Consider the following 26,053-nt stretch of genomic DNA (forward strand, 5'->3'; position numbering starts at 1 on the left):
CTCCCCAACGCTTATCGCGTTGGCGTAGACATTGTGACGAGCTCCTCCGCCGCCGTTGGGTGGACAGCAACTGTCCGGTCGAAATCTTCTTTAGTTGCGCCCATTTTCACGGCGATTCCTGCCAATTGTATCATTTCTCCGGCACCGTGGCCCACAATATGACACCCCAGCACCTTGCGGGAGGCTTTTGAAACGATCAGCTTCATCAGCATCCGCTCGGAGCGGTCCGCCAGAACATGCATCATCGGGCGGAATGCGGCGCTGTAGATGTCTACCTCGCCTTCTTCGCGGGCTTCCTCTTCGGTCTGGCCGACTGTGCCGATTTCCGGTTGGGTGAAGACAGCTGTCGGGATCAGGCCGTGATCCGGGCTTGTTGGGTTGTTCTTGAACACGGTTTCCACGAACGCCATGCCTTCGCGGATCGCAACCGGCGTCAGTGCCACACGGTCTGTCACATCGCCCACCGCATAGATCGACGGGACAGAAGTGCAGGAATAGGCGTCGACGACGATTTCACCCTTGCGGCCGAGTTTAACACCCACGTCTTCCAGCCCCATATTGGCAGAATGCGGGTTGCGTCCGGTGGCATAAAGCACCTGATCCACAGTGTAGGTCTGATCGTTGTCCGTGCTGACAACAATACCGTCGCCGGTTTGCTCCATCTTGGAGACGTCCGCCCCGACAACCACATTCACCCCTTTGTTGCGCATTTCTTCCGCAACAAAATCACGCACTTCATTATCAAAGCCGCGCAGGATTTGTTCGCCACGGTAAAGCAGTGTGACCTCAGTGCCCATTCCATTGAGAATACAGGCAAATTCACAGGCAATATAACCGCCTCCAACCACGACAGCGCGTCTTGGCTGCTCTTTCAGGTCGAAAATCTCGTTGGAGGTAATCGCGAGTTCCTTGCCCTCTACGTCCGGCACGAAAGGTGTTCCGCCTGTCGCAACCAGAATGGTCTTGGCGGTGATCACCTCATCGCTGGACAAGGTTACCTCGTGGGGACCGGTTACAATCGCACGGCTGTCATAGAGATTTACACCGGCTGCCTTCAGGTTCTTGTTGTAGATTCCTTCAAGCCGGTCGATTTCCTTATCCTTGGCGGCAATGAATGTCCCCCAGTCAAACGATGTATCCCCCACGGTCCAGCCAAACCCTTTGGCATCTTCAAAGGCTTCGGAAAACTGCGAAGCATAGACCATCAGCTTCTTGGGCACACAGCCGCGGATCACGCATGTGCCCCCATAACGGAATTCTTCGGCCAATCCGACCGTTGCCCCTGTTTGCGCCGCCACACGTGCCGCACGCACCCCGCCCGAGCCGCCACCAATGACGAACAGGTCATAATCAAAAGACATAGTAACTTCCTTAATCCTCGATGTCGGCGAACAGGTTCTCGTTCAGGAGAATATCAATCTGTTCATTCTCGACCGTTCCGTTGTTAATATCACGGACTTCAACGCGACCATCCCCGTGGCCGATCACAATGGCGTCAGCGATGTCAAGGAACAGGCCGTTTTCCACAACGCCCGGCACCTGGTTCAGGATCAGCGACAGTTCCCGTGCGTTTTCGATCCGCTTGAGGTGCAGATCCAGAATATAATGGCCCTCGTCTGTCAGCATCGGTGCATCGTTCTGCAGGCGCAAGGAAACAGCGCTGCCCAAAACGTTCACATTAGACAGGCATTCCTCAATCAGTTCCTTGGTGGTCTGCCAGCCGAACTTCACCACCTCTACGGGCAGCGGGAAGGCCCCGAGCGTTTCGACGGATTTGCTGGCATCCGAAATCACGACCATCTGGTCGCTAGCGGTTGCAACGATTTTTTCCTGCAACAGCGCCCCGCCACCGCCTTTGATCAGGTTAAGATGAGGATCAAACTCATCCGCGCCGTCGATGGTCAGGTCCAGCCATTTCACTTCGTCGAGGGTGAAAACATCGATCCCGACATCCCGCGCCAGTTGGGCAGTGCGGTTGGATGTGGGAACGGCCTTGATCTTCAACCCTTCGTCACGCACCAGTTCGCCCAGCATCTTGACCATCCATGCGGCGGTCGATCCGGTTCCCAAGCCGACGCGCATACCGTCGTCCACGTAATCCACCGCGCGCTTGGCAGCTACGAATTTCGCTTTATCGATGGGAGAGAACTCACTGCTCATGACAGGCCCTTTGGTTGTTGTGTCTGGCAATTGTATAGGTCTTTATGGCGCCTCCTGCGAGCGGGAATTGGTCGCATTCAACAGTTTTTCGCCCCGTTTTTATCGGCATCCGGTTGTTTGCGGGGTCAGAACGTCGGATATGGTGCAGCAACAACGGCTGCAGCGGGCCATTCAGGGAAAAACAGGTAACGGAACGGAATAAAATGTTTCTGAGCATCTTTGAAATCTTCAAGGTCGGGGTTGGCCCTTCATCTTCCCATACAATGGGGCCAATGACAGCTGCAGGGCAGTTTCTGGAAAAGCTGAAATCCGAAGGGATCAGCGCCAGCAGTCTTGGCGCCTCCCTGCACGGTTCGCTTGCCTTCACCGGCAAAGGCCACCGGAGCGATCAGGCTGTGGTCCTCGGGCTCGACGGATTTACCCCTGATGATTTCGATCCCGATGCGGCTAAAATGGCGGAAGAACGGATTGCCTTGCACAAGACAGTGAAGCCAGCGGGCCATCCGGAATATAAATTCGATCCCGAAGAAGACCTTGTTTTCGATTATGAAACCGTCCTGACGGGCCATGCGAACGGGATGAAGTTCTGGGCCAAGGATGAACATGGCGCAATTCTGGTAGAGCAGATTTATTACTCTATTGGCGGCGGATTCGTCGCCTCGGCAGAGGAAATGGAGCAGGTGGAAGCCGAACTCGGCGCGGTGCCCCAAGAGGTGCCCTACCCGTTCCGCAACGCCGACCATATGCTGGCACTGGCCAAGGAAAGCGGCAAGTCTGTCGCACAGATGAAATGGGAAAACGAGCTGATCCGCTCCGGTGCCGAAAACCTGCATGAACGGGTGATGCGCATCTGGGAGGTGATGGAACGCTGTATCGACAAAGGTCTGGAAACCGGCGGCATCCTGCCCGGCGGGTTAAACGTAAAGCGCCGTGCAATGGGGATCCACAGCCAGTTACAAGCAGAACAAGGCAAGAACCTGACCCCGCCCCATGTGATCAACGACTGGATCGCTGCCTATGCGATGGCTGTGAATGAAGAGAACGCCGCCGGTGGGCAGGTTGTGACAGCCCCCACCAATGGCGCTGCCGGTGTGGTGCCGGCCACCATCCGTTATTATCTGGATCACGTGCCGACAGCCAAGCGGGAAGACGTTGTCGATTTCCTGCTGACCGCGGCGGCAATTGGCGGGATCATCAAGAACAACGCTTCGATTTCAGGGGCCGAAGTGGGCTGTCAAGGAGAGGTCGGTTCGGCCTCTGCTATGGCTGCAGCAGGGCTGTGTGCTGTCCTTGGCGGCACACCACAGCAAGTTGAAAACGCAGCAGAAATCGCCCTTGAGCACCACCTCGGAATGACTTGCGATCCGATCAAGGGGCTAGTGCAGGCCCCCTGTATCGAGCGCAACGGGCTGGGCGCGATCAAGGCGGTCAGCGCCGCGTCCCTGTCCTTGCGCGGCGACGGGCTGCATCTGGTTTCACTGGATGCCTGCGTGGAAACAATGCGCCAAACCGGACAGGATATGTCGGACAAATACAAGGAAACATCGCTGGGCGGGCTGGCTGTTAACCTGCCTGCCTGCTGACGGACACCCTGAGCTAATCAGCCTGCAATGCACCGATGACCGCGCCCAGAAACAGGCGCGGCAACATCACAAGCAGATGTCCGCCGAGCGTTTCAAGGCGCATCTCTCCTCCGGTCGCGGCGTTCGAACTGCCGATCTGTCCGTCGGGTTGAAAATCCAACCCTTCTACCGGCCAGCGCAACCCCGTGCTGCGGGCTTGCGAACCCGTCAAAGGATGTAGGGAAACACGGGTGCCTGCGGGCAGATCAACACTTAATACGGGCGGTGCGCGGAACACGATATCTTCTGCGCCGATCAGGACAATTTTACGATCTGCGTGTTTGCAAAGCCCGTTCAGAACGGCAAGCTGGTGGTCCAGACGCTTGCCCAAAAAGCCGACTCCGATCACCAAAGGGGCCCGAACCACTGAAAGACACTTCTCGAAATCGGTCGTATTTTGATCTGTCAGTTCCAGCACCGGAACACCGGCCAGAGGCGCCCCGATTCCCATACGTAAACCGTCCGAAAAACTGTCCATATCACCAATGATCCCAGCGGGTCTGATCCCCCATTCTGCGGCATGGTTTGCGCCCCCGTCTGCACAGACAAGAAGTGGAGCAAAATCAAGGGATTCTCTGAGATCTGATTCCCGTGCTGCGCCGCCCCCAAGCAAGGTCACGGAAGAAGCTGTGTGAACAATGCGGCTAAAGTCTTCCAAATTGGTTCCTAATCGGGTTCAATCCGGCAAGTAACCCGGCGATTCACGAAGCTTTTAGACTTTTTTTCTAGGGTGAGCCATCGCAAGGTAGTAAATTAACCGTAGTATCAGAGTAGTAACGAGTAGTAGGGTTTTATCATGGAATCGCATCCAAAAATAATGACAGTGTCCTACGGCACTTTCTCCTGCACGCTGGAAGGATTTGACGATCCTTTCACCACTATGCAGCTCGTCGCCGAATATTTTCGCAAACTTGCCCAGAAGGACCGCTACTTCGGGGGCGAACCGCTGAAGCCGGATCACGACGCCCTTCACCAGATTGCGAAAGATGCGAACCCTTACAAAGTTGATGCTGAAGTGACTGATACCGGCATCACCCTGCGTAAGGCTGATGTGCTCGACAGCGAAGAAGCCGCGAAACCCGTCCCGCAACACAAACCGGCCGAACCCAACCCTGCCCCGTTCCAAACCGATCCTGCTGTAGAAACACCGGCTGCGGAAGACGCTGATCAAACGCCGCTGTTCGCCTCTACCCGCTCCATCTCTGCCAAACGTCAGGAACAGGCTGCAAAAGCACCGGTTAAACCGGCACCCCGCACCAAGGAAGATTCGCCTTTCGTTGAAGCCGCCGTGTTCTCTTCCCGTCGCGGAGCACTGGCGCCTGCGAAATCCGAACCCGCCCTGCCGGCCTCTGCGCTGATTGATGCGGAAGAAGAAAATGAAGAAGATACATTCGCATTTGACGATACAGAGCTGAACACCTTCGAAGACGAAGCTGAAAACACAGCATCAAAAGAAGCCGAAGCCGAACAGGACCAACTTGCTGCAGAATTGCAGGCTCTGGCCGAAGAAGAAGCACTGGCCGCTGAGGAAGAGGAAGCCGCACGCTACCGCGAAGATGCAGAAGCTGCTGCCCAAGCTGTGTCGAGCATTCTTGCCGTTGAAAACGCCGACGAAATCGCGCGTGACGCCATCAAGCGGGAAGAAGAAGCACTGGAACGGCTGCTGGAGACCACAAATTCCAAGCTGGAAACACCTGCCCATTCACGTAAGTCCAACGCTTTGAAACGGTTGAAAGCCGCTGTCGCAGCGACAGAGGCAGAACGTCGTCTGCGCACACCTCCGAGCCAGACACGCACCGAACGCCCGACGGTTCAGGACCTGAAAGTTGATCCGGGCGAATTTAAAAACCGGATGAGCAAGGCACAGCAAGATCACGACGAGGCAGTGCAACTGACCCGCCCCGTCGCCAAATCCGGAACGCCCCGTGGCCGCAACCCGATCGCAACGCTCATTCTGGGCAAAGACCAGCGTGTCGCCTCAGACGATGCTGCGGAGGCAGCCGATCGCGTAAAAAAGTCCGCGGCTGATGGCCAAAGCCAGGCCGCTGAATTTATTACCCGCGCGCCCCGGTCCGAAACTTGGGCAGACCCGAAGCCCGATCTGAAAATCGTTCGCCCCAGCATGTCAGAGGCTGCGAAAGAAAAGAATAAAGCGCCTGCGGCATCTCAACCGGAAAACGGTTTCGAAGCTTTTGCCCGCAAGATCGGAGCAAATACCCTGCACGAACTGCTGGAAGCTTCTGCTGCGTACCTCAGCATCGTTGAAAACGAGCCCCGCTTCAGTCAGGAACGGATCATCGAGACCATCGGTGGCTATATGGAAGAGAACAATATCTCCGAAGATGCAGCCAACCGTTCGTTGAACCGTCTGATGCGCGACGGTCGAATCCTGCGGGTCAAACAGGACAGCTACACCATTTCCAAATCTGCCCGTCACGGGTTCAAGGACCGGCTCGCCGGCTGAACCACACAGAGAATTAAAATCTTCCGAAACCGCCGGTTCGCGCTGGCGGTTTTGTCTGTCTTGGTGTTCAAATCTGCACCAAGAGGGGATCTCAGCTATGGACAGTTTCGATTACATCATCGTGGGCGCCGGATCGGCGGGATGCGTACTGGCCAACAAACTGGGGGCGGACCAGTCCAAATCTGTTCTGGTACTGGAAGCCGGACCACCGGACCGCGATATCATGATCCATATTCCCGCAGGCGTTTACAGGGCGTGGCGCGATCCGAAAATCAACTGGAACTATCAGACAGAGGCAGACACTGGTCTGGGCGACCGCAGCATTGCCTGCCCGCGCGGGCGGGTTGTCGGCGGGTCTTCTTCCATAAACTCGATGGTTTACATGCGGGGCCATCCGCTTGACTACGACAGTTGGGCCAAAGACCACGGGCTGGCCGACTGGTCTTACGCCCATTGCCTGCCCTACTTCAAAGCTGGCGAAACATCAGATCGCGGGGCTGATGCGTGGCGCGGTGGTTCGGGGCCTTTGGGGGTGACAAGAGGCAGTTATGACAATCCGCTCTATGATGCTTTTCTGGATGCAGGGGAACAGGCCGGACAGGGAAGCTCTGACGATCTGAACGGGTACAATCCCGAAGGCGTGGCCCGCTTCGATGCGACACGGTGGAACGGGCGGCGGTGTTCTGCTGCGGTGGCCCATCTGCGCCCCGCGCTTGCCCGTGGCAATGTATCACTGATAACGCGGGCACAAGTGCTGGGGATCACGTTTGAAGGCAGCCGCGCCACTGGCGTAACCTACAGCCGGAACGGGGAACGTCACACGGTCGAATGTGGCGAGGTGATCCTGTCCGCAGGGGCAATCAATTCCGCGCAGATGCTGCTGCTGGCAGGCATCGGTCCTGCGGAAGACCTGCGCAAACTCGGGATCGACTGTCGGGTCAACCTTCAGGGCGTCGGGCGCAACCTGATGGACCACCCTACATTCATTCTGCAATTCGAGAGCCTGAAACGTTACCCGATCCATCGCATCAACAATCCATTGCGAAAGGGTCTGGCGGGGGCATGGTGGCTTTTTACGCGCAAGGGGGCGGCGGCCAGCAATATCTGGGAAGCCGGAGGTCTGGTCCGCTCCAATCGCGACACGCCCTATCCCAACCTGCAATATCATTTCGGGCCGATGGGGTTTGAATATAACGGCGACGAAATCACGGTTAATCAGGCGTTTTCCTTCCACGTAGACTTACTACGCCCTCGCTCCCGTGGCGCTGTCACCTTGGCCAGCGCAAATCCGGCAGACAGACCGCTGATCAAGTTCAATTATCTGGCGGACAGCGCAGACCTTTCGGAACTGGCGGAAGGTGTTGGAATGGTGCGGGATCTTGTATCGCAAAAGGCCTTTAAAGGTCTGGCGGGCGCGGAACTGTTCGACAGTGGCGCCGCCAACGATCGCGCCCAGATTTCTGCTTGGATCAGGCAGAATACGGAGACCGATTTCCACCCATGCGGCACCTGCAAGATGGGCGACGAGCCTGATGCCGTCACGGACGATGAAGGCCGTGTCCACGGAACCGAAGGATTGCGGGTTGTGGATGCCTCCCTGATGCCGATGATCCCAAGCGGAAATCTGAATGCGCCGACCCAGATGATCGCCGCCAAGATTGCCGATCGCATTTCCGGCACCGAACCGCTCGCCCCGTTTCACGCAAGTTTTGCGTTTCAGTCATGATTACTTTTACCTTTGCCGTCCTGCTTTTGCTGATCACACCGGGACCGGGTGTTTTGTCTACGGCAGGGCTCGGCGCGGCCTACGGGTTTCGCGCCGGATTGCCTTATGTTGCTGGGCTGTTTGTGGGCTCTAACCTTGTTTCGCTCGCGGTGGTTTCGGGACTTGCCGCAATTGCGTTCCAGATCAACGGGTTGCGTCTTGCGTTGCTGACACTCTCAACGCTCTATCTGCTGTATCTGGCAGCCCGCATCGCGCTGGCAGGTACTAAAATCGCCTTTATCGAGGCGCGCAAGCAACCCGGTTTCTGGGCCGCTGTCACGCTTCAGGCGATCAATCCCAAAGCCTATGTGGTCGGAACTACGCTGTTTTCCGGCTTTATCCTCTGGCCCGATGCGTTACTGGCCGAAGTCTTGATCAAGTTTACGATCATCAACCTGATCTGGGTTCCGGTGCATTTCGGCTGGCTCTGGTCCGGCGCTTCTTTGAAACGGCTGAACCTGCCGCCCGCCAAACAGCGGGCAATCAATGTTGTGATGGCCATCTCTATGATTGCAGTGGTCGGGCTTGCTGCCCTGTCAGCCTGACAGAGCGCTGTGCAATCAGCCTTCGCCTTGGGCGTCCGCGCGGGACATGCCCGCCACATCCTGCGCCAGTACCGCCTCCATAAACGGGGTCAGATCCCCGTCCAGAACACCCTTGGTGTCAGAGGTTTCATAGTTCGTGCGCAGATCCTTTACCATCTGATATGGTTGAAGAACGTAGGACCGGATCTGGTTGCCCCACCCCGCATCGCCCTTGTTTTCATGGGCTTCGTTGATGCTGGCGGAACGGCGGTCCAGCTCCATCTGGTAAAGCCGCGACTTCAGCGCTTTCATTGCGATGTCACGGTTCTGGTGCTGGGATTTCTCCGAACTGGTCACAACGATGCCTGTCGGGTGGTGGGTAATCCGTACCGCCGAATCCGTGGTGTTTACGTGCTGACCACCGGCCCCGGAGGAACGATACGTATCGATGCGGATATCTGCGGGATTCACTTCAATCTCAATATTGTCGTCCACCACAGGGTAGACCCAGACCGATGTAAACGACGTGTGCCGCTTGGCGGCAGAATCAAACGGAGAAATCCGCACCAGACGGTGTACGCCACTTTCGGATTTCAGCCAGCCATAGGCATTATGGCCTGAAATCTTGTAAGAAACGGATTTGATCCCTGCTTCATCGCCGGGCTGTTCGGACTGGACCTCGACCTTATAGCCCTGTTTTTCCGCCCAACGCACATACATCCGCGCCAGCATAGAGGCCCAGTCACAGCTTTCCGTACCCCCTGCCCCTGCGTTGATTTCAAGGAAGGTGTCATTGGCGTCGGCCTCTCCGTCCAGCAGGGCTTCGAGTTCCTTTTGCGCTGCAACCTTAGCCAGTTTGCGGATCGCCTCTTCGGCTTCGGCAACGACATCGGCATCGTCTTCCATCTCGCCCAATTCGATCAGGTCGAGATTATCCGTCAGTTCCTGTTGCAGCGAGGTATAAGTCCCCATCGCGTCCACCAGCGCCTGACGTTCGCGCATCAGTTTTTGTGCCTTGTCAGGATCATTCCAAAGATCGGGGTCTTCGGACATGGCGTTGAATTCTTCCAACCGGTGCCCGGCGGTTTCCCAATCCATGCGTTGCTTCAGCAATTCCAGCGAATTGCCGATATTGGCCGCAATATTCTCGATTTCTGCACGCATAACTCGGATGTCCTTGATCTGTCAGGCCGCTAGATACATCTGCACAGGCCATTGGTAAAGTCTGCTGTTAGCCCCGTTTCGCCATAAACGCAGCAAGCCGGTCGAGCCCTGCGCGAATATCAGCGGCCGAGCGGGCATAGGAAAACCGGATCGTCTGGTGCCCGCGTTTGGGGTCAAAATCCAGCCCCGGCGTAACGGACACACCGGCATCCCGCAGGATTTCGGCGCAAAACGCGGCGCTGTCGTCGCTCCAACGGGTGATATCGGCGTAGACGTAGAACGCCCCGTCCGGTGGTGCGATCCGGTCAAATCCCATCTTGGGCAGTTCTTCCAGCATCAAACGGCGGTTTTCGGCGTAAACGGCAAAGTTCTCGGTCAGTTCTGCTTCGGCATCCATTGCGCCAAGGGCTGCAATCTGGGCGGCATGGGGCGCGCAGATAAACATATTCTGCGCCAGACGTTCCACCGCACGCACGTGGGATTGCGGCACCACCATCCAGCCGATCCGCCAGCCTGTCATGGAAAAATATTTCGAGAAAGAGTTGATCACGAACACATCGTCACTGATTTCCAGCGCGGAAACGGCGCGGCCTTCATACTGGATACCGTGGTAAATCTCGTCAGAGATAAAGGCGATATTCTGCGCGGCGCAGTGGTCCATCAGCTCTTTCAATGCCGGTTTGTCCAGCATCGTACCCGACGGATTGGCCGGACTGGCCACCAACAGCCCTGCAAGATCAGGCTCTGCTTTCACGTCCTCAAGGCTCGGCTGGTAACGGTTTTCCGCTTGGGTCTGGATGCCCACAGGCTCCAGCGACAGGGCTTTGAGGATGTTGCGGTAGCTTGGATAGCCAGGCTCTCCGATTGCCACCCGTTCATTCGCATCGAAAAGCGTGGTGAATGCCAGCGTGAAGGCTGCCGAAGATCCGGCCGTGACAATGATCCGGTCCGGCGACAGGGTCACACCATACCAGTCCTGATATAGTTGCGCGATGCGGGCTCGCAGATCGGGACGCCCCAAAGCCACAGTATATCCCATCGGGTCTTTCGCCATTTCAGCCGTCAGCAGATCCCGCGCAGCCTGCGGAGCGGCGGTTCCGGGCTGGCCCACCTCCATGTGAATGATCGAACGGCCCTTTGCCTCTTCTTTCTGAGCGGCCTCCATCACGTCCATCACAATAAAGGGATCAACCGCGCCCCGACTTGAAATCCGCATCCTGTCGCTCCTACACTGCATCTTGTTGAGCGCAGTTTGTTTCAGGCGGCGGGTGTGCCGTCAATAGGGCCAAGGGCAGCGGCAGAGCCCCTCCCTTTTCGGCTTTGGCAACGGGCTGTGTGGAATCGAACTTTCACCGGCCCTCGATTTATGGCAAACGGGCGCTAACGTATCAGGGTGACGCGCGGAAACCGCGCATCAAACCGCCCGGAGCCAAATTAAAACGGACTAGGAATGATCGGACCTTCCATGAAATCTTTGAAAATCGCCGCCCTGATCAGTGCCCTTGCGGTTCCCGCCGTGGCCAGTGATCTGGACAATCTGACGTCCGAAGAGCGGGCCAGCTTTCGGGAAGAGGTCCGCGCCTATCTTCTCGACAATCCCGAAGTCCTTCTGGAAGCCATGCAGGTTCTGCGGGACCGTGAACAACAAGCCGAATCGCAGGCAGATGCGCAAATTCTGTCGCAGAATTCGGATGAAATCTTCAACGACGGCATCTCTTATGTGGGCGGAAACTTGGACGGGGATATCACCATCGTGGAATTTCTGGATTACCGCTGCGGTTACTGTCGCAAGGCCCATGCCGATATGGCGAAACTGCTGGAAACTGACGGGAATATCCGCTGGGTTGTTAAGGAATTCCCGATTCTCGGAGCAGACAGCGACGCTTCTTCCCGCATGGCCATTGCCACGTTGCGCCACTATGGCAACGAAGCCTATCTAACGCTGCATGATATTCTGATGACCTTTCAAGGGCCTGTAAACGCGCAGACCATGCCCACTCTTGCGGAGCAGGCAGGGATCGAGTTCGAACCGCTGGTCGAGATCATGGAAAGCCCAGAAGTTTCAGAGCATATTGCCCGCGTCCGCGCACTCGGCTCCAAGCTGCAAGTGTCAGGAACACCCTCCTTTGTGATCGAAGACACAATCCTGCGCGGTTATCTGCCGTTGCCGGACATGGAAAATATCGTGGCGGAAGTGCGCGCGCAATAAGCGCCGCACTGCAAGCACACGCCCCCGCACTCTGTGCTTTTATCGCGCAGAGAAACCCCCTATATAGACGGATACGTCTGCATTTAGACAGACGCCCACAGGTTAAGGACCCCTTGATGTCAAAAAAACACCAGGACGCCGACGTCGCCTTTATCGAAGCACTTTCTGATCTTGTCAGTGCCAAAGACCTTGCTGAAATTCAGGTCAAACGGGACTATGACGACAATTCGAGCTTGAACGTGCGCGTTACACGCTACGCAGCGACAACGACAGTATCGGCCCCGCAACAAGCTTTTGCCGCACCAGCAGCCCCTGCTGCACCAGCCCCCGCACCGGCGGCTTCTGCTGCACCGGCAGCAACAGCGGCCTCCAACGATCCGGCTGAAGATCCGGGCGCAGTGGCCTCCCCGATGGTTGGCACAGTTTACCTGCAACCCGAACCGGGCGCGCAGCCATTCGTTTCTGTTGGCGCGCAGGTCAGCGAAGGCCAGACCCTGATGATCGTGGAAGCCATGAAAACCATGAACCAGATCCCCGCGCCGCGCGCTGGCACGATCAAACGCATCCTTGTCGAAGATGGAAGCGCTGTCGAATTCGGCTCGCCGCTCGTCATCCTCGAATAATTAAAGGTCGTCGCTTATGTTCTCTAAAGTCCTCATCGCCAATCGGGGTGAAATCGCGCTGCGCGTCATTCGCGCCTGTCAAGAACTTGGTATCCAGACGGTTGCCGTGCATTCCACTGCCGACAGCGATGCGATGCATGTGCGCATGGCAGACGAGAGCATCTGCATCGGCCCGCCTTCCGGTGCGCTCTCCTATCTGAACATCCCTGCAATCATTTCCGCATGCGAAATCACGGGCGCCGAAGCGGTGCATCCGGGATACGGTTTCCTGTCGGAAAATGCGCAGTTTGTTCAGGTTCTGGAAGATCACGGGATCAAGTTTATCGGCCCGACTGCGGAACATATCCGCATCATGGGCGACAAGATCACTGCCAAGGACACCATGCGCAAGCTGGGCGTGCCTTGTGTACCGGGATCGGACGGCGGTGTGGATACACTGGAAGAAGCCTATAAGGTTTCTGACGACATGGGCTTTCCTGTCATCGTCAAAGCGACCGCCGGTGGCGGCGGGCGTGGCATGAAACTGGCCAAGACGCGGAAGGATCTGGAAGACGCCTTCCACAACGCCCGCTCAGAAGCCAAGGCCGCCTTTGGCAATGACGAAGTCTACATCGAGAAGTACCTCACCCTGCCCCGCCACATCGAAGTTCAGGTCTTTGGTGACGGCAAAGGCCGTGCGGTGCATCTGGGGGAACGGGACTGTTCCTTGCAACGCCGCCACCAGAAGGTCTTCGAAGAGGCCCCCGGCCCCTGCATTTCGCCTGAAATGCGCGCCCGTATCGGTAAGACCTGTGCGGATGCCGTGGCGGACATCAACTATGCGGGTGCCGGCACCATCGAGTTTCTCTATGAAAACGACGAGTTTTACTTCATCGAAATGAACACCCGTTTGCAGGTAGAGCACCCTGTGACCGAGGCGATTTTCGGTGTCGATCTGGTCAAACAACAGATCCGTGTTGCCGCCGGCGAGGAAATGACCTTTGTTCAGGACGAGCTCAGCATCAAGGGCCACGCCATCGAGGTGCGGATCAATGCCGAGAAACTGCCAAACTTCAGCCCCTGTCCCGGAACGATCACCCACTTCCATGCACCGGGCGGTCTGGGGGTACGGATGGATAGCGCGCTTTATGCAGGCTATAAAATCCCGCCCTATTACGACAGTCTGATTGCAAAGCTGATCGTCACCGGCACCACCCGCGAAGCGACGCTTGCCCGTTTGCACCGCGCCTTGGGGGAACTGATCGTTGACGGTGTGGATACCACGATTCCGCTGTTCCACGATCTGTTGCAGGAGCCTGACATCCAGACCGGCGACTATGACATCCACTGGCTGGAAAAATGGCTGGAAGAAAAGAACCCCGCCTGATCTCGTGTCAGATGTAACACCGGAGCTGTTGGTGCGTGCCTATGCCAGCGGGGTTTTCCCGATGGCAGACACCGCTGCCAGCACCGAAATCTACTGGGTGGACCCGACCGATCGCGGCATTGTGCCTCTGGTCGGGTTCCACATTTCCCGGTCTCTGGCCAAGGCGATCCGCAAGGAAGACTATTCCGTGCGGATCAACAGCAACTTCAGCCTGACGCTTGAACACTGTGCCGACCGTGCGGAAACCTGGATCAACAAGGAAATCTTCAGCCTGTACTGCACCCTTCACGACATGGGTCTTGCCCATTCGCTGGAGGTCTGGCGCGGCGACAGGATGATCGGTGGGGTTTACGGCGTCACGCTGGGCGGGGCGTTTTTCGGCGAAAGCATGTTCTCCAAAGCCACGAACGGATCAAAAATCGCGCTGAGCTATCTGGTACACCGTCTGCGTGCAGGCGGGTTCAACCTGTTTGATACCCAGTTCATCACCAGCCATCTGGAAAGCCTTGGTGCGATTGAGATCCCGCGGGAGGACTATCACCAGCGTTTGGGAGAGGCTTTGCAAAAGCATGCAGATTTCACTGCGCCGGACACGCCGGATGCCGCGCGATTGCTGGCCGATCTGAAACGATGACGCGACACCGGAAGCCGGGTTAATCGCTTCCCTGCTCTGTTGCACCTGCAATCTTGCAGCGCACAACCCAGACATCATAGCGGGGATGTTCCAGCGCCGACAATGCAGGGCTGGAGGCAATCATCCAGCCCTCGAAGGCGGGATCATTCTCGCGCACATCACGGATCACGAGATAAGCAAAGGCATCTGCCGAAATGTTACCAGCCGGATAGCGGCAATCCTTGGCTGCTATCATAAGACGCTCGTAGACGGTGGTGTCACCGACAGGCAGATCAATATCCTGCACCTCGCCGGTGATGGTATCAAGCGCACGCAACTGTACGATGTCACCGTTCTTGGTTTTTACCGAACTTTGGGCCAAGACAACAGCCGGCACCATCACAGCAGCACAAAGGAGCGACAGCAACTTCATTCAGAAGAGCCGCTCACAAATTTCAGCAGAAGGGAAATCAGGCTGACTGCACCTTGCGTGTCCAGCAGTTCACCCCCGTCTTCCAGATTGAACTCGGATCCGCCCGGAACGATTTCCACAAAATTCCCGCCAAGCAGGCCCTCGGAAGCAATCACCACCGAAGAATCGTCAGGAAGGACAATGTCCTTATCCACCGCCAGTGCGGTTTCGGCGCGGAAGGTTTGCGGGTTCAGATCCAGCCCTGTGACAGTGCCGATTTTAACACCGGCCAACCGCACATCCGTGCCAAGGGAAATCCCCTCGACAGAGCGGAAAGACGCGTTCACCGTGTAGCTGTCACCGGTGCCCGAGACGCCAACGGCATTTGCGGCGTAATACAAAAAACCGGTCGCTGCGACCAGTACCACTGCACCGATAGCTGTTTCTGCTGCACTGTTTGCCATAATGGCCCCCTATTCCAGCGGATGCTGACTGTCAAAACCTGAAGTAACCCGGACGGGTTTACTCGGGCTGCCAAGCCTCGTAGTCCGCGCGGTGGGGCGGAGTCGGAGAGCGCATGCTGCCACTTGGGACATAGGCCAAAGGCGTGCCGGTCAAGTTCTCCAGATGCTCTTTTTCCCATTTCTTACGGGGCAGCGGGGCTTCGGTCGGTGGCGTTTGATAGGTCTGGTGGAGCCAGCCGTGCCATTCAGGGGAAATCCGGCTTGCTTCGGCCTCGCCGTTGTAGATCACCCAGCGCCGTGTCCCGTCCTTGTTTTCATAGAACTGGTTTCCCTCGTCATCCGAACCGACTTTGACACCATTGCGCCATGTCCAGAACTGGGTGTTCAGGGTCTGGCCGTTCCACCATGTAAACAATCGCAGGATAGAATTCATCACGTTACTCTTTTGCTCCTACCGCGTCGGTCGTGGCTGTCTGCCCCTCCGTCCGCAAGCTTTGTCATCTGCCTTTAATGTCCGAACTACCACAAATTACCGAGTTTGGCTGGGTGGCACCTTACACTTGTCTAGCTGGGCCTTATATGGCCTATTCCGCGCCACGCGTCCAGCCTTGGAGGCGTGTTTTCAGTCGCAAAGGAAAAGCGATGGCCCTTCTTTCGATCTTTCGTCGTGCGTTGGCAGTTTTTCTGTCAGTTTACCTTGGGACTGTGGTTTTCATTACCGGCTTCGCCACGCTGCAACCCTTGTGGGAAACGGAACAGCCCAAAGCGGATCTGATCGTTGTTTTGGGGGGTGGCATGTCTGCGGATGGTCGCCTGCATCGCTCGACCACTGTGCGGGTGGATCGGGGCATCGCGCTTCATCAGGCGGGGGCTGCGCCGAAAATTCTGTTCACAGGCGGCGCACTGGTTGAAGGGGCACCGGCAGCAGGCCACCAGATGGCACGGCGGGCCATGGATCAGGGGATCGACGCAGCGGCGATCCTGATAGAAGACCAATCCCACTCCACGCTGCAAAACGCGCTGTTCAGCCGAACGGACTGGCAAAATGCCTCGCATATCATACTGGTAACAGAGGGATTTCACCTGCCCCGCAGCTGGGCCAGCTTCAAAGTTTTCGGAGCAAGAGAAATCACCCTGATCCACGCCCGCAGATTCAGGGGCGATAGCATTAAGGGCGGCGCCATAATGGTGCTGCGGGAATCGCTGGCCTATTGGTTTAATGCCACACGGTATCTGGTCTGGCAGGCGGCGGGCCTATGGACCGCAAGTGATGCAGAAAGGAACACTCTGCTGTACTAAGGCGACGCGCCTATCCGGCAGGTTCGTCGATCAGGTCACCCATACCGGCCGTGAACTGCAAACGGGCCAGACGGGCATAAAGCCCCCCTTCCGCCACCAGCGCATCATGGGTGCCCTGCGCCACCACTTTCCCACCATCCAGCACAATAATGCGGTCCGCCCGTTTCACCGTGGCCAGACGATGCGCAACAATAAGTGTTGTTCGATCCGCCGACAGACGATCCACTGCCTTCTGCACCGCTTGCTCGCTTTCTGCATCAAGCGCTGACGTGGCCTCGTCCAGCAGCAGAACCGGCGCATCCCGCAGGATGGCACGGGCAATCGCAATCCGCTGTTTTTGACCGCCCGAAAGCATCACGCCGCGCTCTCCGACAAAGCTGTCATAGCCTTCGGGCAAAGCGGTCAGGAAACCGTCCGCTGCGGCGGCTTTGGCGGCTTCGATAACTTCGGCGTCGCTGGCATCGGGGCGGCCAAAACGGATGTTTTCCATCGCAGAAGTCGCAAAGATCACCGGATCTTGAGGCACGTAGGCAACGAACTGGCGGAAGGCATCACGGCGCAGGTCGGCAATATCCATCCCATCAAGTGTGACACGGCCTGTATCGGGATCAAAGAAACGAAGCAGCAGCTGGAAAACGGTTGATTTCCCTGCGCCGGAAGGCCCGACCAGCGCCACCGTTTCACCTGCTTTTACATCAAGACTGAACCCGTCAAGTGCGGGGGCCTTGGGGCGGGCCGGATAGCGGAATGTCACGCCCTCAAATGCAACCGCCCCCTTGATCGCTGCGGACATCTGCTTTGTATCCGGCTTATCCTGCACCGGATCTTCCGCGTGAAGCAGCTCGACCAGCCGTTCGGTTGCCCCTGCTGCTCTTTGCAGCTCGCTCCAGATTTCGGAAAGAGCCGCTACCGAACCGGCAACAAGCACCGCATAAATTACGAATTGCACCAGCGCCCCGGTGCTCATCACATCGGCGCGGACATCCCGCGCACCCATCCACAAAACACCGACAATGCCCGTAAAGATCAGGAAAATCACGATGACGGTCGTCAACGCACGGGCACCAATCCGCTGGCGCGCAGCGTCAAAAGCTTCCTCGGTCAGTGTATCAAAGCGCGCACGGCTGCGTGTTTCATGGGTAAATGCCTGCACTGTCGTGGCTGCCAGCAGCGTTTCGGAAGCATTACCGGAGCTTTCGGCAATCTTGTTCTGATTCTCGCGGCTCAACCGGCGCACCCGTCGCCCGAGCACCAGAATCGGCACCAGAACGAACGGCACCAACAACAGAACCGCGCCTGTCAGCTTGGCGGAGGTGAACATCATAAGGATAAGGCCGCCAAAGAAAATCAGCACATTGCGCAGCGCCACCGACACGGATGATCCGATAACGGACTGGATCAATGTGGTATCCGTTGTGATCCGGCTGAGAACCTCCCCCGTCATCACCTTGTCAAAAAAGGCGGGGCTCATCCCGATCATTTTGGAATACACTGCCTTGCGGATGTCTGCGACGACCCGCTCGCCCAATCGGGTGACAAAATAATACCGGAACCCTGTCCCCACCGCCAAAAGACCTGCGATTGCAATCGCTGCACCGAAATACTGGTCCATCAACTGGGTGGAGCCGGAAGAAAAACCGTCAACCACCCGCCGAACAGCGAGCGGCAGCACCAGCGACAGCGCCGCAGTGACAACCAATGAAAATCCCGCGAGGGCAATCATCAGGCGATAGGGTTTTAAAAAAGGGGCAAGCCCGCGCAAGGGTCCGACAGTTTTGGATTTCTCACGGGATTGCGGGTCGGCTGACATGCTCTGATCCTGGGCCATGCATACTCCGGCGGTCCGCAGTTCGCCACCTTAACAGTGTATTAGGGTGGATTTGGAGCGGGTAGCGGGAATCGAACCCGCACCTTAAGCTTGGAAGGCTCTTATGATACCATTTCACCATACCCGCGCCGAGTTTCAGGTACTATTTCAAAGCCTGCGGATGGTCAAGAAACAGTTTGCAGAAAGTCGGGAAATTCCAGCAAAAAGAAAAGGCTGCACCCACGCCAACAGATGCAGCCTTTCCAACGGGTAATGAAAATTTCTTTAAAAAATGGATTTTCAGCGCTCTAAGGCAAGTCCACCCATGCGGCATTCCGACCGGAAGATCGGACGCAAGCGTCGATAAATTCCACACCTTTCAAGCCGTCCTGAACAGTGGGGAATACCACCCCTTCGGGCAGTGCGTTCCCGTCCCGCTTGGCAAGAATCGCTTCTGCTGCTTCGTTGTAAATGTTGGCGAATCCTTCGAGATAGCCTTCCGAATGGCCGGGGGGAATGCGGGAAACCCGTCCTGCCGCTGCACCCGATCCTGCCCCGCCCCGCGTGATCAGGCGCTTTGGCTCTCCAAGAGGTGTGAACCACAGATAGTTCGGGTCTTCCTGCGCAAATTCCAGCCCGCCCTTGGTGCCGTAAACCCGCAACCTCAGTGCGTTTTCATTGCCTGGTGAGACTTGAGAACTCCACAACATGCCCCGTGCACCACCCTTCCAGCGCAACAATACATGGGCGTTGTCATCCACACGTCGTCCCGCAACAAAACTCTGCATGTCCGCCGAAAGGGATTCCAGTTCCAGTCCGGTAACAAAGCAAGCGAGGTTATAGGCATGAACACCGATATCTCCGATAGAGCCACCTGCCCCGCTGCGCGCGGGATCGGTACGCCAGTCGGCCTGCTTGTTGTGCACTTCCTCTGTCATCCAGTCCTGCGGATATTCCACCTGCACCACGCGAATATCACCCAGATCACCGGCGGCGACCATTTCGCGGGCCTGACGCGCCATCGGATAGCCGGTGTAGTTATGGGTCAGTACGAACAGCGCATCAGACGCCTCTGCCGCTTTGACCAGCTTGCGGGCATCCGGCAAGGTCGCGGTCAGGGGCTTGTCGCAGATCACATGGATCCCCCGTTTCAGGAATTCCCGCGCTGCGGCGTAATGCACATGGTTCGGCGTTACGATCGACACGGCCTCGATCCCGTTCTTCAAACGCGCCTCGCGGATGGCCATTTGCTTGAAATCGTCATAGGTCCGATCCGGCGCAAGGCCAAGTGCCGCGCCGCTGGCCTGCGCCTTTTCCGGCGTTGAGGATAGCGCACCGGCCACCAGTTCGAATCTGTCGTCAATCCGTGCAGCAATGCGGTGAACCCCGCCAATAAAGGCATCATTCCCGCCGCCGACCATGCCCAGTCTGATACGTTCCGCCATTAGTCTATCCCCAGCATCTTGCGGTTTGCGGCTTCATCCGCGCCCCCGTCTGCGAAATCGTCAAAGGCCCGTTCGGTTACGCGGATGATATGATCCTTAACGAACTGGGCCCCTTCACGGGCGCCGTCTTCGGGGTGCTTCAGGCAACATTCCCATTCCACCACAGCCCAACCGTCAAAATCATGCGCCGCCATTTTGGAAAAGATCGCCGCGAAATCCACCTGCCCGTCCCCGAGCGAGCGGAACCGCCCCGCGCGGTTGACCCAAGATTGATAGCCCGAATAGACCCCTTGCCGCCCCGTTGGATTAAACTCCGCATCCTTGACGTGAAACATCTTGATCCGGTCTTTGTAAATGTCGATGTTGTCAATGTAATCAAGGCACTGCAGCGCGTAATGGGACGGGTCATAGAGCATGTTGCAGCGGGCGTGATTGTCTACCCGCTCCAGAAACATCTCGAAAGTAACCCCGTCGTGCAGGTCTTCGCCCGGATGGATTTCATAGCAAATATCAACGCCATTTTCTTCGGCATGATCCAGAATAGGACGCCAGCGCGCCGCCAGTTCGTCAAAAGCGGTTTCGATCAACCCTTCGGGACGTTGTGGCCACGGATAGACATAGGGCCACGCCAGCGCGCCCGAAAAGGTCGCATGTGCCGTGATCCCCATGTTGTGAGAGGCGGAAATCGCTTTCTTTACCTGATCCACCGCCCAAGCCTGGCGCGCCTTGGGATCCCCGTGCACAGAAGGATCTGCAAACCCGTCAAAAGCGGTATCATAGGCGGGATGCACCGCCACAAGCTGGCCCTGCAGGTGGGTTGAAAGTTCCGTCACCTCCACCCCGTTTTCCTGCGCCTGCCCTTTAAAGGTATCGCAGTAATCCTTTGAAGTGGCCGCCTTTTCCAGATCAATCAGACGTGCATCCCAACTGGGAACCTGCACACCTTTGTAACCGCAATCAGCCGCCCATTTAGTGATCGCGTCCCAGGAATTAAACGGCGCTTCATCACCTGCAAACTGCGCCAGAAACAGGCCCGGTCCTTTGATGGTTTTCATGAGTATTCCTCCCTCGTTCTTCTCATTTCGCAATCTTCATTGTGCATTCAGGCCCACCTTCTCCATACAGGCACGAATATGGGCGTAGCCTTCGCGGTAGACCTGTTCGGGGCTGTCGGCAAAATCACGCCAGACCTTTGTGGCAGCTGCCAGATCGGGCAGACCGCGCCCGAAGGCCTCGATCGTCAGCCAATCGTCATAACCGGTTTGCGCGATTGCCTCGAACGTCTCGGCCCAAGGGATGTTCCCCCGCCCCGGCGCGCCACGGTCGTTCTCGGAAATATGAATGTGACTGATCACATCGATGTTGCGGGTCAGCGCACCGATCGGGTCGGTTTCCTCGATATTGGCGTGAAACGTGTCGTACATTGCGGTGATATTCGGGTGATTGATTTTGCGCACATGTCCACAGAGCGCATCCATTGTATTGACCAGATAGCATTCAAAGCGATTCAAAGCTTCCAGCCCCACCACGACTCCGTGACCGGCCGCCAGATCACCGAGTTGCCTCTGGGTTTCATGGAAATGACCGATCTCTGCCTCTGTTGGACCTTCACCGCTGAACTGGCCAAGCGTGGAGTGCAGCGGCCCGCTGATCTGCGTCGCACCCAGCGCTGCCGTGCATTCAAGGGCCCAATCCATAAAATCTAGCCCGGCCTTGCGCGTGGTCGGGTCCGCAGAGATCAGGTTCATTGCCGGATCACCCATCGCAGAAACCGCCGTGCGCTCCAATCCAATCCGGTCAAGCATCTTTGCGGTCTTTTGAAAATGCGCTGGTGTGCCTTCAAATACGGGAATCTCCACCCCGTCGAAGCCGGTTTCCTTAATCGCAGCCAGCAGAGATTCATGCTCCGGGCCGATATGGGTGGTCCACAAGAACATACACATCCCGATTTTCATCATCATCCCCTTGAACCCGTATCTGGCGCGTGCGGGCGCACAAAGCCCGCAGACTCGGCCACATCACAATCTGGTCATACCAAATAATACGAGCAGGTCAAACCGAATTAATAGACGAGTCGCTTTAAAATATCGCCTTTTATCCAATTTTTTATGGGTAATTCCTATCGCAGGACATATTCGAAAGCTAAAAAACCTGAAAACCAACTCTTGACCAATTGGAAATTACGATGCTATCTGGTCTAACCAATTTAAGCACTCCCTTGGCGCAGAACGGAAAAGCGCAGGGGTAATACGGGTGTGAAACAGACCTTTGGGAGGACAGGAATGCATCTTTCGACACACAACTGGATGCGCGCGGAACCGCTGGAGACGACCGTGCGCCGGATCAAACAATACGGCTATGAAAGTATCGAAATTTCGGGCGAGCCGGATCAGTACGATACCAAAGAAACCCGCGCCTTACTGAAAGACACCGGTATGCGGTGCTGGGGCGCTGTGACGCTTACACTCGGTGATCGCAACCTTGCAGCCAAGGACCAGGTCCAGCGGGAAAAAACTGTAGACTACGTCAAAGCCGTTCTGACGATGGTGTCCGAACTGGAAGGTGAGATTATCACGCTGGTGCCTGCCACTGTCGGGAAGGTTGTACCGGACGGAACACCCGAAGAAGAATGGAAATGGGTGGTTGATGCGACACGGGAATGCTTCCACCACGCCAAAAAGGTCGGGGTGAAGATCGCTGTAGAACCGTTGAACCGGTTCGAAACCTATCTGTTCAACCGCTGTGCACAGGCACTGGCGCTGGCAGATGCGGTCAGCCCGGAATGCGGCGTGTGCCTTGATGCCTTCCACCTCAATATCGAAGAGGACGACATTTACGATGCAATTCGCCTTGCCAACGATCGTCTGTTTGATTTCCATGTAGCAGACAACAACCGCTTCGCCGCAGGGCTGGGCCACCTAGACTGGCCCAAAATCGTCGGGACGCTGAAGGAAATCGGGTATGATGGTGCTCTGACCAATGAGTTCGTGGCTCCGGTAGATCGCACGCCAGCAGCACCCTACCCAGATATGGTAGAGAAAAATCCGGTGGACATCTCACCGGAGCAGTTGAAGTTCATCGAGGATCACGGGTCTTCCCTGCTGTCCGAAGATTTCTACGCGCGGCAGATGGAAATCACCGCTGAAACCCTTCTTCCCTTGATGAAGTAACCGGGGCTTGCCCTGCAACAGCCGGGCGCGCGGTCTCCCAACGCGCCCGGCTCCAAGTAAATCCGAGGACACGTCATGCGCATTAAGTCGGCTCAGGCCTGGTGGGTGCAGATTCCCATTGAAACCGAACAACAGCATGTCAGCGATTTCGGTCGTCTGCGCACCTTTGATGCGGCAATCCTGAGGCTGGAGACCGATGACGGCGTCGTTGGTTGGGGCGAAGGTAAGAATGCAGCGGGCAGCGCGGGCAACTACGCCACGCTGGTGCATCTGCTGAACCATGAATTCGGGCCGCGCATCATCGGTCGCGATCCAGCGGATGTGTCCGTGATCTGGGAGGATCTGTATAACGGTGTACGGGCCGAAAAATCTGCAATTGCAGGACACTCCATGCCCGATTTCGCGCGGCGCGGCATGTCCATTGCCGCCATCAGCGCCATCGACATCGCGCTTTGGGATATTCTCGGGAAATCCGAAGGCAAACCTGTCTGGCAGTTACTTGGCGGGCGCAAGGCGGACCGGATGCAGGCCTATGCCTCCGGAGGTTGGGCCGATAAGGACAATATTGGCGAGCAGTTACAATCCTATATCGACAAAGGCGGTTTCAAGGCTGTGAAGATGCGGGTCGGCGCGATGGACCCCTCCCCGAACGGATCTGCCGAACGGGTACTCGCGGCGCGCAAGGCTTTGGGGCCGAACGTGGATATTATGGTAGATGCCCATGGCACCTTTCCAGTGGCAGGCGCAAAACGTTTCGCCCACCTGTGCCGCGACGCGGACCTCGCATGGTTCGAAGAGCCAGTGACAGGCGATGACAAACTGGGAATGGCCGAATTGCGCGCCAGCACACATATTCCCATCGCTGCCGGTGAATCCGAGGCGACCCGCTTTGACTTCCGCGATCTCGCAACCTTGCGGTCTGCCGACATATTCCAGCCTGATCCGGCCAATTGTGGCGGTATTTCCGAAGCGATGAAAATCGGAACTCTGGCCAGCACCTTCAACCTGCGGCTGGCCCCCCACCTGTGGGCAGGCGCCCCCTGTTTCTTTGCGGGGCTTCAGGTATGCGCGGCCTCTCCAGCGGCATTCACAGTTGAATTCTCGCTCGGGGCCAATCCGATGATCCATGAATTATCCACAGCGCCGGTCACGGTAAGCGATGGTATGATTGCAATTCCCGAAACTCCGGGTATAGGGTTAGATATGAACGAGGCCGCCGTCAGAGCCTACGCAATTCAGGGGTAAAATGCAGGAAAATCAGTTCCTTCCCACTTTGGCCAGCCACCTTTTGAAAGTGGCAAAATCCAACTCGGGCAAAGCGCCCTCAGAGCGGGAACTGGCAGAGCATTTTGAAGTCAGCCGCGGCCAGATCCGTGAGGCACTCGCCATTCTCGAAGCCATGGAACTGATCGAGCGCCGCGCCAAATCCGGAATTTACGTCAAAGAGAACCAGCACGGGATCGAGCAGATGGCGTTCTACGCCCGCGCCGGCATTCCGCTGGAACCTCTTCAGATTTACGAAGCCGTGGAAGTGCGGAAAATCCACGAAATCCAGGCCGCAGAACTGGCAGCCGAGCGGGCAACGGAAGAAAACTTCGAACGTTTGCGCGAAATCCTCAAAGCCTCGGAAGAGCGGATCGCGGACGGTCAGGGGCTCGCCCGTCTTGACCATGAGTTCCACCTCGAAATTGTGCGCGCCACGCAGAACTCTATCTTTCACAACATTTGCACTACCTTCTACGTTCTAAGCGAAACCCGCCTGCCGGTATATTTCGAAAAAGAAGAACGCAGCCGCAAATCCCATGCAGATCACATGCAAATCTTTGACGCCCTTGTGCATCGGGACGGTTCGTTGGCTAAGGCGCTGATGAACTCTCACCTGCGCAATGCCCGCAGTTACTGGACAGAACTGCTGGAACCATCCGGCGACGACACCTCAAAATAACCGGAGCCCGCTATGGCCGAGACCCCATTGATTTTCTCCACCCACAGCCTTCATCCTGAAGTTAGCCAGGCACTTGCCAAACTCGGCACGCTGAAGGTGGCTTCTGCACCAACACCCGAAGCAATCTCGGCAGAATCCGTTGGTGCGAATATTATCATTGTCCGCGCCCCTATTCCGGCGGAAATTGTGACACGTGAACAAGGCCTTATGGCTGCTGTGCGGCATGGTGCAGGGCTGGATATGATTCCGATGGAAGATTGCACCAAGGCAGGTGTTATGGTCACAAACGTGCGCGGAGCCAATGCGGTAACAGTGGCAGAGCATGCCATCTGGTCAGCCATGTCGCTGCTGCGCAAGAATCCGATGGTCACACGGGACTTGCACGCAGGCGGTTGGGAACACGGCCGCCGCCATTCAGCTACAGGGCGCGAGATATCGGGCCGGACTCTTGGTATATTGGGGTTTGGCAACATCGGCACGACGCTATCGAATATGGCGCAAAACGGCTTTGGCATGTCTGTGATTTCCCATACCCGTAGCCCGGACAAGTTGCCAGAAACGGTGGAAGCGGTTTCTCTGCCAGATCTGTTGAAGCGTTCGGACATTCTGGTGCTGAGTTGCCCGCTGACGGAACAAACCCGCGGCTTGATCGGCAAGGATGCGATCCGGTCCATGAAGCAAGGTGCGATCCTTGTGAATGTTGCGCGGGGTCCTGTCGTGGATGAAGACGCCCTGATCGAAGCGTTAAAATCGGGTCATCTGGGAGGCGCGTCAATAGATGTGTTTGCACAGCAACCCCTGCCCATAGATCATCCGTTTATGGCTCTTGGGAATGTGGTTCTGACGCCCCATATGGCAGGGATTACCGAAGAAAGCATGTTACGGCTTGGGCAGAAAGTTACCGAGATAACGGCGCAAATTCTGGCGGGCGAAACACCGGACAACCTTTGCAATCCGGAAGTTCTCCCGGCCTATAAGGCGCGGTTTCCCGCGCCCTGATT

At 56.8% G+C, this 26,053-nt stretch carries 25 protein-coding genes and 1 tRNA gene; 13 read left to right on the plus strand and 13 right to left on the minus strand.

Going from position 1 to position 26,053, the window contains the following annotated elements:
• Window positions 1-11: 11 nt before the first annotated feature.
• Both gor and rpiA read right to left on the minus strand, forming a co-directional pair.
• Window positions 12-1,361 (minus strand): glutathione-disulfide reductase, encoded by a 1,350-nt coding sequence (gene gor, locus C0U40_RS14250; RefSeq protein ID WP_101656484.1) that lies wholly within the window; start codon window positions 1,359-1,361, stop codon window positions 12-14.
• A gap of 10 nt (window positions 1,362-1,371) precedes the next feature.
• On the minus strand, window positions 1,372-2,160 hold the full coding sequence (gene rpiA, locus C0U40_RS14255) for a ribose-5-phosphate isomerase RpiA (protein ID WP_101656485.1): 789 nt from the start codon (window positions 2,158-2,160) through the stop codon (window positions 1,372-1,374).
• Window positions 2,161-2,363: 203 nt separating this feature from the next.
• Between rpiA and C0U40_RS14265 the strand changes: the two genes are divergently transcribed.
• Complete coding sequence (locus tag C0U40_RS14265) at window positions 2,364-3,743, plus strand: L-serine ammonia-lyase (protein WP_101656487.1); 1,380 nt, start codon at window positions 2,364-2,366, stop codon at window positions 3,741-3,743.
• A gap of 13 nt (window positions 3,744-3,756) precedes the next feature.
• Here the strand turns inward: C0U40_RS14265 and C0U40_RS14270 are convergent, their stop codons facing one another.
• The gene (locus tag C0U40_RS14270) at window positions 3,757-4,440 is read right to left on the minus strand and encodes a thiamine diphosphokinase (protein WP_286134996.1); all 684 of its coding nucleotides are present in this window, start codon (window positions 4,438-4,440) and stop codon (window positions 3,757-3,759) included.
• Window positions 4,441-4,578: 138 nt separating this feature from the next.
• Here C0U40_RS14270 and C0U40_RS14275 point away from each other — a divergent pair, with 138 nt between their 5' ends.
• From C0U40_RS14275 to C0U40_RS14285, 3 genes are all read left to right on the plus strand, one after another.
• Complete coding sequence (locus C0U40_RS14275; RefSeq protein ID WP_101656488.1) at window positions 4,579-6,246, plus strand: hypothetical protein; 1,668 nt, start codon at window positions 4,579-4,581, stop codon at window positions 6,244-6,246.
• Between the two features lie 97 nt (window positions 6,247-6,343).
• Entirely contained in the window at window positions 6,344-7,972 is a 1,629-nt protein-coding gene (locus C0U40_RS14280; RefSeq protein ID WP_101656489.1) for a choline dehydrogenase, read from the plus strand.
• Window positions 7,969-8,556 carry a LysE family translocator gene (locus C0U40_RS14285; RefSeq protein WP_101656490.1) on the plus strand — a complete coding sequence of 196 codons (588 nt, stop codon included), beginning with the start codon at window positions 7,969-7,971 and terminating at the stop codon, window positions 8,554-8,556. The genes C0U40_RS14280 and C0U40_RS14285 overlap by 4 nt, the downstream gene beginning before the upstream one ends.
• A gap of 15 nt (window positions 8,557-8,571) precedes the next feature.
• Here C0U40_RS14285 and prfB read toward each other — a convergent pair whose 3' ends face one another.
• The gene (gene prfB / locus C0U40_RS14290) at window positions 8,572-9,699 is read right to left on the minus strand and encodes a peptide chain release factor 2 (protein ID WP_101656491.1); all 1,128 of its coding nucleotides are present in this window, start codon (window positions 9,697-9,699) and stop codon (window positions 8,572-8,574) included.
• A gap of 67 nt (window positions 9,700-9,766) precedes the next feature.
• Complete coding sequence (locus tag C0U40_RS14295) at window positions 9,767-10,915, minus strand: pyridoxal phosphate-dependent aminotransferase (protein ID WP_101656492.1); 1,149 nt, start codon at window positions 10,913-10,915, stop codon at window positions 9,767-9,769.
• A 249-nt stretch (window positions 10,916-11,164) separates the two neighbouring features.
• Between C0U40_RS14295 and C0U40_RS14300 the strand changes: the two genes are divergently transcribed.
• From C0U40_RS14300 to aat, 4 genes are all read left to right on the plus strand, one after another.
• Window positions 11,165-11,908 (plus strand): DsbA family protein, encoded by a 744-nt coding sequence (locus C0U40_RS14300; RefSeq protein ID WP_101656656.1) that lies wholly within the window; start codon window positions 11,165-11,167, stop codon window positions 11,906-11,908.
• A 116-nt stretch (window positions 11,909-12,024) separates the two neighbouring features.
• Window positions 12,025-12,531 carry an acetyl-CoA carboxylase biotin carboxyl carrier protein gene (accB, locus tag C0U40_RS14305; RefSeq protein WP_101656493.1) on the plus strand — a complete coding sequence of 169 codons (507 nt, stop codon included), beginning with the start codon at window positions 12,025-12,027 and terminating at the stop codon, window positions 12,529-12,531.
• A gap of 16 nt (window positions 12,532-12,547) precedes the next feature.
• Window positions 12,548-13,897 carry an acetyl-CoA carboxylase biotin carboxylase subunit gene (gene accC / locus C0U40_RS14310; protein ID WP_101656494.1) on the plus strand — a complete coding sequence of 450 codons (1,350 nt, stop codon included), beginning with the start codon at window positions 12,548-12,550 and terminating at the stop codon, window positions 13,895-13,897.
• Between the two features lie 4 nt (window positions 13,898-13,901).
• On the plus strand, window positions 13,902-14,531 hold the full coding sequence (gene aat / locus C0U40_RS14315) for a leucyl/phenylalanyl-tRNA--protein transferase (RefSeq protein WP_286135004.1): 630 nt from the start codon (window positions 13,902-13,904) through the stop codon (window positions 14,529-14,531).
• Between the two features lie 19 nt (window positions 14,532-14,550).
• Here the strand turns inward: aat and C0U40_RS14320 are convergent, their stop codons facing one another.
• From C0U40_RS14320 to C0U40_RS14330, 3 genes are read right to left on the minus strand one after another with little or no spacing between them, the layout of a single operon-like run.
• The gene (locus C0U40_RS14320) at window positions 14,551-14,943 is read right to left on the minus strand and encodes a DUF2155 domain-containing protein (protein ID WP_101656496.1); all 393 of its coding nucleotides are present in this window, start codon (window positions 14,941-14,943) and stop codon (window positions 14,551-14,553) included.
• The gene (gene mlaD, locus C0U40_RS14325; protein ID WP_101656497.1) at window positions 14,940-15,386 is read right to left on the minus strand and encodes an outer membrane lipid asymmetry maintenance protein MlaD; all 447 of its coding nucleotides are present in this window, start codon (window positions 15,384-15,386) and stop codon (window positions 14,940-14,942) included. Before mlaD ends, C0U40_RS14320 begins: the two co-directional genes overlap by 4 nt.
• 58 nt (window positions 15,387-15,444) lie before the next feature.
• Window positions 15,445-15,819, minus strand: coding sequence for an NADH:ubiquinone oxidoreductase subunit NDUFA12 (locus C0U40_RS14330; protein WP_101656498.1), 375 nt, complete (start codon window positions 15,817-15,819; stop codon window positions 15,445-15,447).
• Between the two features lie 209 nt (window positions 15,820-16,028).
• Here C0U40_RS14330 and C0U40_RS14335 point away from each other — a divergent pair, with 209 nt between their 5' ends.
• Window positions 16,029-16,685: a YdcF family protein gene (locus C0U40_RS14335; protein WP_180957713.1), complete on the plus strand. Its 657-nt coding sequence runs from the start codon at window positions 16,029-16,031 to the stop codon at window positions 16,683-16,685.
• 10 nt (window positions 16,686-16,695) lie between these two features.
• Here C0U40_RS14335 and C0U40_RS14340 read toward each other — a convergent pair whose 3' ends face one another.
• From C0U40_RS14340 to C0U40_RS14360, 5 genes are all read right to left on the minus strand, one after another.
• Window positions 16,696-18,513: an ABC transporter transmembrane domain-containing protein gene (locus C0U40_RS14340; protein ID WP_101656500.1), complete on the minus strand. Its 1,818-nt coding sequence runs from the start codon at window positions 18,511-18,513 to the stop codon at window positions 16,696-16,698.
• Between the two features lie 53 nt (window positions 18,514-18,566).
• Window positions 18,567-18,640: transfer RNA gene (locus C0U40_RS14345), tRNA-Gly, on the minus strand.
• Between the two features lie 160 nt (window positions 18,641-18,800).
• Window positions 18,801-19,937: a Gfo/Idh/MocA family protein gene (locus C0U40_RS14350; protein WP_101656501.1), complete on the minus strand. Its 1,137-nt coding sequence runs from the start codon at window positions 19,935-19,937 to the stop codon at window positions 18,801-18,803.
• Window positions 19,937-20,992 (minus strand): sugar phosphate isomerase/epimerase family protein, encoded by a 1,056-nt coding sequence (locus C0U40_RS14355; RefSeq protein WP_101656502.1) that lies wholly within the window; start codon window positions 20,990-20,992, stop codon window positions 19,937-19,939. The genes C0U40_RS14350 and C0U40_RS14355 overlap by 1 nt, the downstream gene beginning before the upstream one ends.
• Before the next feature lie 36 nt (window positions 20,993-21,028).
• Entirely contained in the window at window positions 21,029-21,892 is an 864-nt protein-coding gene (locus tag C0U40_RS14360; RefSeq protein ID WP_101656657.1) for a sugar phosphate isomerase/epimerase family protein, read from the minus strand.
• A 327-nt stretch (window positions 21,893-22,219) separates the two neighbouring features.
• Between C0U40_RS14360 and C0U40_RS14365 the strand changes: the two genes are divergently transcribed.
• The 4 genes from C0U40_RS14365 to C0U40_RS14380 all read left to right on the plus strand — a co-directional run bounded on the left by C0U40_RS14365 (window position 22,220) and on the right by C0U40_RS14380 (window position 26,051).
• Window positions 22,220-23,107, plus strand: a complete 888-nt coding sequence (locus C0U40_RS14365; protein ID WP_101656503.1) for a sugar phosphate isomerase/epimerase family protein — start codon at window positions 22,220-22,222, stop codon at window positions 23,105-23,107.
• Between the two features lie 75 nt (window positions 23,108-23,182).
• Window positions 23,183-24,352, plus strand: a complete 1,170-nt coding sequence (locus C0U40_RS14370) for a mandelate racemase/muconate lactonizing enzyme family protein (protein WP_101656504.1) — start codon at window positions 23,183-23,185, stop codon at window positions 24,350-24,352.
• A 1-nt stretch (window position 24,353) separates the two neighbouring features.
• Window positions 24,354-25,052, plus strand: a complete 699-nt coding sequence (locus C0U40_RS14375) for a FadR/GntR family transcriptional regulator (protein WP_101656505.1) — start codon at window positions 24,354-24,356, stop codon at window positions 25,050-25,052.
• Between the two features lie 12 nt (window positions 25,053-25,064).
• Window positions 25,065-26,051 (plus strand): NAD(P)-dependent oxidoreductase, encoded by a 987-nt coding sequence (locus C0U40_RS14380; RefSeq protein ID WP_101656506.1) that lies wholly within the window; start codon window positions 25,065-25,067, stop codon window positions 26,049-26,051.
• Window positions 26,052-26,053: the final 2 nt, after the last annotated feature.

It is taken from the genome of Neptunicoccus cionae (assembly GCF_002860325.1).
Classification (GTDB): domain Bacteria; phylum Pseudomonadota; class Alphaproteobacteria; order Rhodobacterales; family Rhodobacteraceae; genus Amylibacter; species Amylibacter lutimaris.